Below are 11,050 nucleotides of genomic sequence, written 5' to 3'. Positions count from 1 at the left end.
TGTTAGACTACCGCCCCGTTTTTCATGCAGGTCCCTCCCAATGGGTCCCTTCGATTGGCTGCCCCACGCACCGCTTGAACCTTTGCGCCTGGATTGGCTGGGAGGTGTCGAGCTGGCCGTGTTGCGCCTGGACCGCATCGACCCGCTCATCAGCGGCAACAAGTGGTTCAAGCTCACCGGGCACTTGGCGCGGGCGCAAAACGCTCGCGGCGTCATCAGCCTGGGCGGTGCCTACTCCAACCATTTGCATGCGCTGGCGGCGGCGGGCAAACGTTTCGGTTTTCCCACGGTTGGCCTGCTGCGCGGGCATCCTCAAGACACTCCCACAATCCAAGACCTGAAAGCCTTCGGCATGCAGCTGCATTGGCTGGGGTATGGCGGCTATCGTGCGCGGCATGAGCCGGGCTTTTGGCAACCTTGGCGCGAGCAATATCCCGATCTCCATCCCGTGCCCGAAGGCGGTGGCGGGCTTGCCGGTGCCATAGGCTGTGGTGTGCTGGTCGAGCAGGCTCGCGCGCAGTTACCCACGCTGGGCTGGGCGGATTACGACGCGTGGTGGTTGGCGGTGGGTACGGGGACGACCTTGGCCGGTTTGGTGCTGGCGGAAGCGGGCGCGCACCCGGTGTATGGCGCCATGGCGGTGCCGGATGACCACGGCGTGGCACAGAACGTCGACGCCCTTGTGCAGGGCGGCTATGAGCTGCTGGACGCCAGCCGAGGTGGCTTCGCCAACGTCGACCCGGTACTGCTCGACTTCATCGACGCCACGCAACAAGCCTGCGGCTTGCCCTTGGAGCCGCTCTACACCGGCAAGGCCTTACTCGCATTGAAGCAACAGATCGAGGCCGGGCGCTTCACCCCCGGCACTCGCCTGATCTTCGTCCACACCGGCGGCCTTCAGGGCAACCGGGGTATCACAGCCTAGCGCAGATCCCCTGTGGGAGCGGGCTTGCTCGCGAATGCGGTGTGTCAGTCGACATATTTTTTGACTGATACGCCGCCTTCGCGAGCAAGCCCGCTCCCACCTGGCATCATTCTCAAGGCAGTGTTATCGCGCAACACATAGTGGTGGGCAATCCCCGCCAGCGCATGCAGCCCGATCAGCCAATAACCGACCTTGCCGAACCACACATGCCAGCCTTCGATCTCCTTGGCCAGTGCCTTGTTCTCACCAATCAACGGCGGCAATTCCATCCCGTAGAACATCACCGAATGCCCCTCGGCACTGACGATCAGCCAACCGGCAATCGGCATGCCGATCATCAACGCGTAGAGCGCGACGTGCATTAGGGTCGCCAACAGGCTCTGCCATTGCGGCGGTGCCGGTACGATCTTCGGCGCCACGCCAAGGCTGCGTGCGAACAACCGCAACCACACCAGCACAAACACCGTGAGGCCGAACATAAAGTGCATCTCGACGATCAACGTCCGCGCACCGCTGCCTTTGGGAAACTGGCCGCGTAATTCAATGCAGGCGTAGACCACCGCCAGCAGCACCACCATCAACCAGTGCAACGCGATCGACATGGTGCTGTAACGTGTATCGGAGTTTTTCCACGGCATCGCTGGTTTCCTCACTCATCAGGGCAAACCTCCATTCTTTGGTGATGGAGTCCTTTAACTGTATGCCGGTTTTGAGCGGTTTGCCTGGCGTAAATGCCGTGGTTTTGACCTCGGTCAGTGGCTCTGCGGCATTTCCCCACGGGCCAGTCGTGCGTTGATGTCGCTGATGACCGCAGGCAGGTCATTGAGAGTGTCGATCAGGTAGTGCGGGCGCGAGCCTTCGAACATCGCCTCGACGCGTTGGCGCTCGCTGGCCAGGGTCGCGGTGTCCAAGCTGCGGAACTGTTCGTAGGTCAGGCCCAGCGCATTGCCGGAGCAGGTCAGGGCCACGGTCCACATGCCGGCGCGACGGCCTTCGAGGATACCCGGCACGGTGTCGTCGACCTTCACGCACGCCGCCACATCATCGATACCCAGCGCGATCACGTTGGCCAGGGCCTGGGCCGGCCAGGGGCGACCGTTGGGCACTTCATCGGTGGCAACCACGTGGTCGGCGATGTAGCCGTTGGTGGCGGCCAGGGCGACGACTTTATCCATGACTTGCTTGGGGTAGCCGGAGCAGGAACCGATCTTGATGCCTTGCACACGCAGCCGGGCAATGGTGTCGAGGGCGCCGGGGATCAGCGCCGAGTGTTCGGCGATCTTCTCGATCTGCAACGGCATGAAGCGCTGGTAGATGGCGGTAACGTCGTCATCGGTCGGCGTGCGGCCAAAGGCCTTGCGGTAGCGTTCGGCAACCTGCGGTTGGTCGCAAAGGGTGCGGATGTGGTCCCACTTGCCCATGCCCATCGGGCCACGGGCTTCTTCGATGGAGACTTGCACGTCGAACTCGGCAAAAGCCTCGACGAAGATCTGCGTGGGAGCGAAAGAGCCGAAATCGACCACGGTGCCGGCCCAGTCGAGGATCACCGCTTGCAGGGTGTTGGGGTTCTGATAGTTCATGCGTGTGCTCCGGAAGAAGAAAGGGTGATGCCCATGGCGTGCAGTACGTCGGCGATGGCGGTGACGGCGGCGTGCATGTCGGCTGCATCCACATGCCCGATGCAGCCCACGCGGAAGGTTTCCACCTGAGTCAACTTGCCCGGATACAGGATGAAGCCCTTGGCCTTGACCCGTTCGTAGAAGTCCTTGAACTGGTAGCGCGGGTGTTGTGGGGCGTGGAAGGTGACGATGATCGGCGCCTGGATTTGCGCCGGCAGGAAGCTGCGCAGGCCCAATTCGGCCATGCCGTCGAGCAGTGCCTGGCAGTTGCGTGCATAGCGTTGATGACGGGCGGGCAAGCCGCCTTCCTCGGCGTATTGCAGCAGTGCTTCGTGCAGGGCCGCCACCACATGGGTCGGCGGGGTGAAACGCCATTGGCCGGTCTTGGCCATGTAGGCGTGCTGGTCGAACAGGTCCATCGCCAGGGAGTGGCAATTGCCTTGGGCCGCCGCCAGTGCCTGTTTATCGGTGAAGACAAAACCCATTCCCGGTACGCCTTCCAGGCACTTGCCTGACGCGGCGATCAGCGCATCGAACGGCACGTCGCGGGCATTGATCGGCAGCGCACCAAAGGAACTCATGGCATCGATGATCAGGCGCTTGCCGTGGGTTTTCACGACCTGGGCGATCTCGGCCAGGGGGTTGAGGATGCCGGTGCTGGTTTCGCAGTGGATCAGCGCGACGTGGGTGATGGCCGGGTCGGCTTGCAGCAGACCGTCCACATCGGCGGCGGTGGTGGGTTGGTCCTCGGCGGTTTCAAAGGTGCTGAACTCGCGACCCAACACTTCGCAGATTTTCGCCAGGCGCTTGCCGTAGGCGCCGTTGACCAACACCAACACCTTGCCGTTGCGCGGCACCAGGGTGCCGATGGCGGCTTCAACGGCGAAGGTGCCGCTGCCTTGCAACGGTACGCAGTGGTGGCTGGCCGCGCCGTCGATGATTGCCAGCAACTGCTCGCAGACGCTGGCGGTGAGCTGGTTGAAGCGGTCGTCCCAGGAGCCCCAATCCACCATCATGGCCTGGCGTGTGCGGGCGGAGGTGGTCAGCGGGCCGGGCGTGAGCAGGATGGGCGTCGTCATTACAAGTCCTCGCGAAGCATCGGATGAATCTACGGCGCCTAAATTGCAGTTTGGCTTGTCATCAATCAAATTGTTTGTTGTTATGCGAGCTATCAGTGAGGCCGATAGCTATGAACCTGTTTCAATTGCGTGCGTTCGATGCCGTGGCCCGCGAGGGCAGTTTTACCCGTGCGGCGGCGCGGCTGTTCATCAGCCAGCCGGCGGTGACCGGGCATATCAAGGCGCTGGAAGAGCACTACCAGATTCCGTTGCTGCGCCGCACCGCCAGGCGCGTGGAGTTGACCGAAGAGGGCGCGCGGTTGGCGGCGATCACCCGGGCCATCTTCGGCCTGGTGGACGAAGCGCAAACGATGCTGGAGGCCAATCGCCAATTGCTCACCGGGCGTCTCGAAGTTGCAGCGGATGGCCCGCATCTGGTCATGCCGATGATCGCCAGCTTGCGCGCGCGCTACCCCGGCATCACCGTGAACCTGCGCTTGGGCAATGCCCAGGAAACCTTGGCGGCGCTGTTGTCCGAGCATGCGGATGTGGCAGTGCTTACCGAGGTGGAGCCGCGCAACGGCCTGCATCTGCAACCCTTGAACGAATCGCGGATTTGCGCGCTGGTGCCGGCCAGTCACCCGTGGGCGGCGCTGCCCAAGGGGATCCGCCTGGAGCAGCTCAATGAGGTGATCATGGTGCTGCGCGAGCCCAGTTCCATCACCCGGCGTACGTTCGATGACGCCTGTGCCGCAACCGGCGTACAGCCCAAGGTGCTACTGGAGTTGGACAGCCGTGAAGCGGTGACCGAAGCCGTCGCCGCTGAGTTGGGCGTAGGCGTGGTGTCGTCCATGGAGGTCAGTCCGGACCCGCGCGTGCGTGCGGTGCCGGTCCAGGGCGATGGGCTGGTGAACCGGCACATGCTCGGCTGCATGGAGCGGCGCCGCTCGCTGCGCCTGATTCAGGCGTTTTTCGAGTTGGCGCCCTGACGGTTTTTTGGTGGAACGTTGCGTTTTTGCGCTATAAACTCTGCCCCCAAAGCGCCGGCCAGTAGACGTTTGGGCGCGATGGACAAAAGAGAGTGAGTCATGGGCGCACAGTGGAAAGTCAAACATAAAGAAGCGGCAGCCAATGCCAAGGGCAAGATCTTCGGCAAGCTGGTGAAAGAAATCACCATCGCCGCCCGCAACGGCGCCGACACCTCCACCAACGCCCACCTGCGTCTGGTGGTGGAACAGGCCAAAAAGGCCTCGATGCCCAAGGAAACCCTGGACCGCGCCATCAAGAAAGGCGCCGGTCTGCTCGGCGAAACCGTGCAATACCACCGCGTCACCTATGAAGGCTTCGCGCCGCACCAGGTGCCGCTGATCGTCGAGTGCGTGACCGACAACATCAACCGCACCGTGGCGGAAATCCGCGTGGCCTTCCGCAAGGGCCAACTGGGCGCTTCCGGCTCCGTGGCCTGGGACTTCAACCACGTCGGCCTGATCGAAGCCTCGCCGGACAGCCCGGACGCCGATCCGGAAATGGCCGCCATCGAAGCCGGTGCCCAGGATTTCGAAGAGGGTGAAGAAGAAGGCACTACCCTGTTCATCACCGAGACCACCGACCTCGACGCCGTACAAAAAGCCTTGCCGGAGCAGGGTTTCACCGTGCTGTCGGCCAAGCTGGGCTACCTCTCGAAAAACCCGGTGAGCGGTTTGAGCGATGAGCAGATGGCCGAGGTTGAAGCCTTCCTCGAAGGCTTGGACAACCATGATGACGTGCAGGATATGTTTGTCGGGTTGGCGGGCTAAAAAATCCTCTCGGGAGTCCGGCCCGCCGGGCTCCTACAGGGTCTGCGTTATTTCGTCGAACCCCGGCCGCGCCAACACATCGGGCTGACAGCAGCGTATTTGCAGCGCGACCAGCCCATCACTTACCTGATCCTCAACCCGCTCCAACAACTCCCCCAGCAAAATCCCAAACGCCCGCACTTCAATCCGCTGCAACGCCCTGGTTTCCACGCTATCCGCCGTGGCATGGAACGACGCCGCGCCAAAATCCCCCAGCAAACAGTCGCCGGCTGCATTCCACAGAATGTTGTGGCCATACAGGTCGCCATGGGTGATGCCGTGCCGGTGCAAGTGCGCGGCAACCGACGCGATACCTCGCGCTATGCGCAGTGCCACTTCCAGGCTGAAGCGCGTAGCCGGTTCATAGATGTCGCGGGTGCACGACGCCAGGCTCGGCAGGGCCGCGAGGTTGTGGTAGCTCGGGTCGATCAGGTCCATGACCAGTGCGGCCTGTTCATCCGGGTGGCCGACCACGCGGCCCTCTACCCTGATCAGGTTGGGGTGCAGCCCGGCGGCGATGCAGGCCTGCATTTCATGCAGCGGCGAGCCGTCGCTGGTGATGCTGCCTTTATAGAGTTTGACCGCAACGGGCTGGCCTGACGGTTTCCACAGGGCTTTGCGGATAACGCCGGAAGCGCCTTCGCCGAGGACTTCGGCCAGTTCCAGTTCGGACCAGGGAATATTCGGCGTGGCGTCATCGGTCGTTACGTCCACGGCCATTTCCACGGGGTTACCGGCATAGGCCAGCCAGGTCAGGCTCGGCAGTGCCAGCAGCCAATCCGGCAATTGGGTGAAGCGGTTGGAGGCGATGCGCAGCAATTCAAGATTGTGGCAGTCGGCCAGACTTGCCGGCAGGTGCGCCAGTTGGTTGCCGGCCAGCATCAGTTTTTGCAGGAGCGGTCGCTTGCCCAGTTCTTCGGGAAGTTCGCTGATATGGTTGTCGGTCAGGATCAACCAGCGCAACAACGGCGGCAACGCGGCGGGGGGCACGTAGCTGATCTGGTTGGCCTTGAAGCCGATCATGCTCAGCTTGGCGCATTGGCCAAGGCTTGCCGGCAATTCGGTGAACCGGTTGTCCGAGCAGAACAGCACGCGCAGGTGGGGCAGGCGGTGCAAGTCGTCGGGCAGTTGGCTCAGGGCGTTACCGCTGAGGTTGAGGATCTCCAGGGAGTCGGCCAGTTCGAAGATTTCCCGAGGGAATTCAGTCAGCCCGCAGGACAGATCCAGGCGGGTGATACCGGCCAATTGGCCGGCCTTGAGTTGGGCGAGGGTATGCATGAACGGCGCGGTCACTCGGCTAGAAGGCGTAAATGACGCTCATGATACCGGTTCGTGCGCGGGTTGCGGGTCAGCCTGTTGCAATTGTCCCAGACGGCTGGCGGTGCGGGCGAGGTCGATAGCCTGGCCGCCCAGGGCAATCGTGAGGGGCTGCTCGCCGATCAATATCAGGTGCTTGTCGCGGTCGTAGAGCACATCCACCAGGTTGATAAAGCGTTGCTGCACGGCGATCGGGCAGTCCGCCAGTTGCGGCAGGCCGTCGATCATCCAGTGATCGTAGTCCTGGCACAGCAGCAGGTAGTCCATGACTGCGGTCAATTGCTCGCAAAGATCGCTGAAGGTGAACGCGATGGAGCGGCCTGCGTGGCGGCGGCAGATCAAGGTCCGGTTGCCGACGGCCAGGGGCTGCGGCGGGCAGTCGGCAGCGGGAAGACCCAAGGCTTCGCGCTGGCTCGCCTTGCCTGGCCAAACGTACTGACCGCTGGTGAAGCGTTGTGCGCTCTGGGCCTGGGGCAGGCTGCGAAAATCCTGGGGCGAACTGACTTCCAGCACCTCCATGCGTGCATCGATCAGGTCGATCACCGGTTTGAAGCGCTCGTGGTACAGCGGGTTGGGCAGAAGCCCCTGTGGCGCATAGTTGGACGTTACCAGCACCAGCACGCCGCGTTGGAACAAGGCTTTGAACAGCCGCGTGATCAGCATGGCGTCGCCGATGTCGTGGACGTGAAACTCGTCAAAACACAGCACTCGGCAATCCGTCAGCAGTTCATCGAGGGTCACGGCCAGCGCATCGTTGTGCTCACGATGCGTGAACATGCCGCGATGCAGTTGGGCGAAAAAATCATGGAAGTGCACGCGCTGCTTCTCGGCCATTGGTAACGCCTGGAAGAACCCGTCCAGCAACCAGCTTTTGCCGCGTCCCACCGGCCCGTGCAGGTACAGGCTCCGGGTGGGCTGGCCGGCGAGCAGGAGGCGGGTTTCTCGGGCCAGGGCAGCGATGGCTCGGGTTTGCCCTGCGCTGAGGGTATACCCCTGTTGCTCGGCTCTTTGCTGGAAGAACGCGGGGATGGGCGAGGCGTCGAGGGCGTCGGTTTTCTTACCGAGCAGGCGACGGATCAGGGAAAACGCGGCCAATGCAAATCACTCTGTGTTTCGGTGGTCGCCCACTTTAGGGCGATGGCTGCGTTTTGACCAATAGAGAAGGGCGCTGCATGCCATCTCGAAAAGGCATGTCACGGTTGTAAACCTGCCCAGACTGGCAGTTTCTCGCTGAGTGACTAACCTCCTACACAGCAGTCACCCCTGTACAAGGATTTGGGGCAGTGAAGGGACGAGCAGTATTGGCAGTCATGGGCGCGATGCTCTGCAGCACGGCTTTAGGTGCACAACTCCAGGTGGAGGTGCGTATCGACGTGCAGCGGGGCTGCCAGCTGGTGGGCACCACCCGCAGCGCTGGCATCGAGCAACTTGGCGTATTGGATTTCGGCAGCGGCGCGCGTCTGGATGACCCGGCCGGGCCCCTGAGTGCGGCACTGATCAGCCAGCGCCAGCCGCGCCTGGAGTGCAACCCCGACACGCCGTATCAGGTGCGTGTGGATGGCGGCCTGCACGGCGGCACCGGAGAAGTGCGTTACCTCAGCGCCACCCCTTCGATCAAACCCATTCCCTATCGTATTTATGCCGACGCCGCGCGGCGCGTGCCGTTGCCGGTGGATGTGCCGATCAGTGGTCGCGTGCCGGACGCAGGCTTCGTTGACCTGCCGCTGTATGGCCGCATCGAGCCGCTCAAGGACATCCCCGCCGTCGGCCGCTACACCGACCTGCTCAAGGTCACGGTCACATGGTAAGCCGCTATCTGGCCGTTGTGGCCATGGGTGGCCTGCTGGTGCTGGCGGATGACGCGCAGGCGGCTGTCGCGACCGGGTTTATCCAGGCGCGGCTGGTGATCACCGCCAGTTGCGAAGTGAGCAAAGGCGTCGAGAGCGCGCCGGTCAACCCCACGGGCGGTACGGCGATGCTCGACTTCGGCAGCCAGGGCCCGACCTGGAACAACACGCTGGGCGCAGGCGTCACCGATGGCGAAAAAGCGCCGTTGGCGGTGTCGTGCAACCCGTCCGTATCGAGCTTTACCGTGACTATCGACGGCGGCACCAACGGCGATGGCACCACGCGGCGCCTGAGCAATGGGCGTCAGATGATTCCGTATCGGCTGTCCGCCGATCCACAGGGCCGCAGCACCTACAGCATCGGCCAGCAACGCAATTTTGTCGTGGCCAAGGGCACCCAGATACCGATCCCGGTGTTTGGCTCCGTGGTGGCAAATACCAGTGCCTTACCGGCAGGGATCTACACCGACACGTTGACGGTGACACTGGACTGGTAACTCAAGAGGATGAACACCATGCATGTACTTGTTTCGCGATTAGGCGCTTGCGCGCTGGGGCTGGCGATGGCCTCCAACCTCAATGCGGCAACCACGGTCACCGGGCAGATCACCTCCAGCCTGATATTGATCGCCAGTTGCCAGGTCAACGGTTCCGGGGCGGCGACCGGGCTGAACTTCGGTAGCTTGAACTTCGGCACCACCAACAGCCTGTTCACCAACGCCGATGCCCAATTGCTTGGCGGCACCGGCACCGGCGGGGCGCTGTCGATCCTGTGTTCGAGCGGCACCACGCCAGCGGTCAAGGTGCGCGCGGGTGCGCATGACGGTGCCTCTCCCGGTGGTAGCCGTGCATTGGCCGACGGTGCGGGCAACTTCGTGCCCTACGACTTCTACACCGACAGCGGCCACTCCGCGCTGCTCGCGATTGACGGCGTGATCACCCTCGCCACCAGTACCGGCGTGGCGCAGACCGTCAACCTCTACGGTCGGGCGGTGGGCAAGGCGGGGCTGCCAGCCGGCACCTACACCGACACCGTGGCTGTGGAACTGACGTTCTAGCGATGTGGCTCAGAGCGTTGCTGGCCTGTGCGCTGGCGGTGCCGCTGCCGTTGTCGGCGGTGACCAGCCAGAGCTTTCAGGTGAGCGCGACCATCACACCGGGTTGCCTGATTGTGGGCGGGGGCTCCAATTACGGCGCGCTGACCTACGGCAGTTATTCGGCCCTGGCCACCAGTACAGTCACGGCGGCGCTGACCGGGGGCGTCACCTTGCAATGCACGCCGGGGGTGACGCTGAGCATGAGCGTCGACGGCGGCCTGCACAGCAGCACCGGGCGCAATTTGCAGCTCAACAGCGGCAGCGCGCGGGTGGCTTACCAGCTGTTTCGGGACGCGGCGTTCAGCCAAAGCCTGGGGATTGGCCAGAGCGTCAACGTGGCCTACAGCGATGCCAATAACATCAACCTGCCCATTTACGGGCGGGTGCAATTGCCGGGCAATCAGCCTGGGGGGACATACAGCGACACGCTGCAGGTGCAGCTGACGTGGTAAGGCTATCGGTATAAGGAGTGGGGTTATGCGTTCACCTTCCCGGCGGTTGTGGGCCGCGGGTATTGCCTTGAGTGCCGCGTGCACGGCGGGGTTTGTGCAGGCGGCCAGCTCGGTGTTGATCTGGCCCATTGACCCGGTGCTGGAGGCTGACCAACAGGCCAGCGCGCTGTGGTTGGAAAACCGTGGGAGCGAAACCGCGAGCCTGCAGATTCGTGTATTTGCGTGGAGCCAGAGCGGCTACGACGAGCAATACCAGAACCAGCGCGATGTGATCGGCAGCCCGCCCGTGGCACGCATCGAGCCGGGGCAAAAACAACTGGTACGCCTGACCCGCACCCGTGAAGTGCCACCGGGGCAAGAGTTGGCCTACCGCATCATCATCGATGAAATTCCTTCACCGTTGCAGGTGCCCACGCCGCCTGAAGGCAAGAACACCGCAGCAGCCATTCGCTTTCAGATGCGTTATTCGGTGCCGCTGTTCGCCTATGGCGCGGGGCTGTGGAGCAAAGAGGACAGCACACGCCAACGTGATCCCAAGGGCGCCGGCAAGCCGGACTTGAGTTGGCAGAAAGTGACGGTGGCGGGGCGCAACTATCTCGAAGTACGCAACCAGGGCGCCGTGCATGCGCGCCTCACCGATGCTTCATTCAAGCAGGGCGGGCAGACACGGCCCTTGGTGGACGGCCTGCTCGGCTATGTCTTGCCAGGCGCAACCATGCGCTGGCCGGTGCCGGATGGGCTGTCGGCAGACCAGCCCCTGCAGGTCAGGATCAACGGTGCGCAACAGCTGGAGAACCTCGCGCCAAAGCGGTAGCCGGGTGTAGCGGGGCGGGAAGCGCCGGGATTTAAGCGGATGGAGATGTCCATTGAAGGACACAACGCCATGTGTGAGTCGTGGTC

General features: G+C 63.0%; 13 protein-coding genes. 8 read left to right on the top strand and 5 right to left on the bottom strand.

Features of this window, described 5'->3' with window-relative positions; genetic code table 11:
• The first annotated feature begins 40 nt into the window (after window positions 1-40).
• On the top strand, window positions 41-925 hold the full coding sequence (locus tag HX823_RS15305) for a 1-aminocyclopropane-1-carboxylate deaminase/D-cysteine desulfhydrase (RefSeq protein WP_177075353.1): 885 nt from the start codon (window positions 41-43) through the stop codon (window positions 923-925).
• A 44-nt stretch (window positions 926-969) separates the two neighbouring features.
• Here the strand turns inward: HX823_RS15305 and HX823_RS15300 are convergent, their stop codons facing one another.
• The 3 genes from HX823_RS15300 to HX823_RS15290 form a co-directional block, all read right to left on the bottom strand.
• Window positions 970-1,563, bottom strand: coding sequence for a cytochrome b (locus HX823_RS15300; RefSeq protein WP_177075351.1), 594 nt, complete (start codon window positions 1,561-1,563; stop codon window positions 970-972).
• Between the two features lie 114 nt (window positions 1,564-1,677).
• Entirely contained in the window at window positions 1,678-2,505 is an 828-nt protein-coding gene (phnX, locus tag HX823_RS15295) for a phosphonoacetaldehyde hydrolase (protein ID WP_177075349.1), read from the bottom strand.
• A complete protein-coding gene (locus tag HX823_RS15290) occupies window positions 2,502-3,623 on the bottom strand; it encodes a 2-aminoethylphosphonate--pyruvate transaminase (RefSeq protein ID WP_177075347.1) in 1,122 nt (373 codons plus the stop codon). Before HX823_RS15290 ends, phnX begins: the two co-directional genes overlap by 4 nt.
• A 110-nt stretch (window positions 3,624-3,733) precedes the next feature.
• Here HX823_RS15290 and HX823_RS15285 point away from each other — a divergent pair, with 110 nt between their 5' ends.
• Together HX823_RS15285 and HX823_RS15280 are read left to right on the top strand one after the other, a co-directional pair.
• Window positions 3,734-4,591: a LysR substrate-binding domain-containing protein gene (locus tag HX823_RS15285; RefSeq protein WP_016976135.1), complete on the top strand. Its 858-nt coding sequence runs from the start codon at window positions 3,734-3,736 to the stop codon at window positions 4,589-4,591.
• A 99-nt stretch (window positions 4,592-4,690) separates the two neighbouring features.
• Entirely contained in the window at window positions 4,691-5,398 is a 708-nt protein-coding gene (locus HX823_RS15280) for a YebC/PmpR family DNA-binding transcriptional regulator (protein WP_016976136.1), read from the top strand.
• Window positions 5,399-5,431: 33 nt separating this feature from the next.
• On the opposite strand, the gene HX823_RS15275 is transcribed toward HX823_RS15280, so the two are convergent.
• The gene (locus HX823_RS15275) at window positions 5,432-6,715 is read right to left on the bottom strand and encodes a protein kinase (protein WP_177075345.1); all 1,284 of its coding nucleotides are present in this window, start codon (window positions 6,713-6,715) and stop codon (window positions 5,432-5,434) included.
• Window positions 6,716-6,754: 39 nt separating this feature from the next.
• Window positions 6,755-7,849 carry a cell division protein ZapE gene (zapE, locus tag HX823_RS15270; protein ID WP_177075343.1) on the bottom strand — a complete coding sequence of 365 codons (1,095 nt, stop codon included), beginning with the start codon at window positions 7,847-7,849 and terminating at the stop codon, window positions 6,755-6,757.
• 224 nt (window positions 7,850-8,073) lie between these two features.
• On the opposite strand from zapE, the gene HX823_RS15265 reads away from it, so the two are divergent.
• The 5 genes from HX823_RS15265 to HX823_RS15245 are packed head-to-tail and all read left to right on the top strand — an operon-like array spanning window position 8,074 to window position 10,964.
• Window positions 8,074-8,562: a spore coat U domain-containing protein gene (locus HX823_RS15265; protein ID WP_177075423.1), complete on the top strand. Its 489-nt coding sequence runs from the start codon at window positions 8,074-8,076 to the stop codon at window positions 8,560-8,562.
• A complete protein-coding gene (locus HX823_RS15260) occupies window positions 8,556-9,098 on the top strand; it encodes a spore coat protein U domain-containing protein (RefSeq protein ID WP_038844070.1) in 543 nt (180 codons plus the stop codon). Before HX823_RS15265 ends, HX823_RS15260 begins: the two co-directional genes overlap by 7 nt.
• An 18-nt stretch (window positions 9,099-9,116) precedes the next feature.
• Window positions 9,117-9,659: a spore coat protein U domain-containing protein gene (locus HX823_RS15255; protein WP_025999725.1), complete on the top strand. Its 543-nt coding sequence runs from the start codon at window positions 9,117-9,119 to the stop codon at window positions 9,657-9,659.
• A 2-nt stretch (window positions 9,660-9,661) separates the two neighbouring features.
• Window positions 9,662-10,150: a spore coat U domain-containing protein gene (locus tag HX823_RS15250; RefSeq protein ID WP_038844073.1), complete on the top strand. Its 489-nt coding sequence runs from the start codon at window positions 9,662-9,664 to the stop codon at window positions 10,148-10,150.
• A 25-nt stretch (window positions 10,151-10,175) separates the two neighbouring features.
• Complete coding sequence (locus tag HX823_RS15245) at window positions 10,176-10,964, top strand: molecular chaperone (RefSeq protein ID WP_038844075.1); 789 nt, start codon at window positions 10,176-10,178, stop codon at window positions 10,962-10,964.
• The last annotated feature ends 86 nt before the right edge of the window (window positions 10,965-11,050 follow it).

The sequence above is a fragment of the Pseudomonas sp. P7759 genome (assembly GCF_013386445.1).
In the GTDB taxonomy this organism is placed as follows: domain Bacteria; phylum Pseudomonadota; class Gammaproteobacteria; order Pseudomonadales; family Pseudomonadaceae; genus Aquipseudomonas; species Aquipseudomonas azotoformans_A.
This window is presented reverse-complemented; position numbering and strand designations above follow the sequence as displayed.

What these genes read in the sequence shown, in the direction of transcription:
- HX823_RS15305 (WP_177075353.1), top strand. Translation starts at nt 41, where the DNA reads ATGGGTCCCTTCGATTGGCTGCCCCACGCACCGCTTGAACCTTTGCGC.
- HX823_RS15300 (WP_177075351.1), bottom strand. Translation starts at nt 1,563, where the DNA reads ATGCCGTGGAAAAACTCCGATACACGTTACAGCACCATGTCGATCGCG.
- phnX (WP_177075349.1), bottom strand. Translation starts at nt 2,505, where the DNA reads ATGAACTATCAGAACCCCAACACCCTGCAAGCGGTGATCCTCGACTGG.
- HX823_RS15290 (WP_177075347.1), bottom strand. Translation starts at nt 3,623, where the DNA reads ATGACGACGCCCATCCTGCTCACGCCCGGCCCGCTGACCACCTCCGCC.
- HX823_RS15285 (WP_016976135.1), top strand. Translation starts at nt 3,734, where the DNA reads ATGAACCTGTTTCAATTGCGTGCGTTCGATGCCGTGGCCCGCGAGGGC.
- HX823_RS15280 (WP_016976136.1), top strand. Translation starts at nt 4,691, where the DNA reads ATGGGCGCACAGTGGAAAGTCAAACATAAAGAAGCGGCAGCCAATGCC.
- HX823_RS15275 (WP_177075345.1), bottom strand. Translation starts at nt 6,715, where the DNA reads ATGCATACCCTCGCCCAACTCAAGGCCGGCCAATTGGCCGGTATCACC.
- HX823_RS15265 (WP_177075423.1), top strand. Translation starts at nt 8,074, where the DNA reads ATGCTCTGCAGCACGGCTTTAGGTGCACAACTCCAGGTGGAGGTGCGT.
- HX823_RS15260 (WP_038844070.1), top strand. Translation starts at nt 8,556, where the DNA reads ATGGTAAGCCGCTATCTGGCCGTTGTGGCCATGGGTGGCCTGCTGGTG.
- HX823_RS15255 (WP_025999725.1), top strand. Translation starts at nt 9,117, where the DNA reads ATGCATGTACTTGTTTCGCGATTAGGCGCTTGCGCGCTGGGGCTGGCG.
- HX823_RS15250 (WP_038844073.1), top strand. Translation starts at nt 9,662, where the DNA reads ATGTGGCTCAGAGCGTTGCTGGCCTGTGCGCTGGCGGTGCCGCTGCCG.
- HX823_RS15245 (WP_038844075.1), top strand. Translation starts at nt 10,176, where the DNA reads ATGCGTTCACCTTCCCGGCGGTTGTGGGCCGCGGGTATTGCCTTGAGT.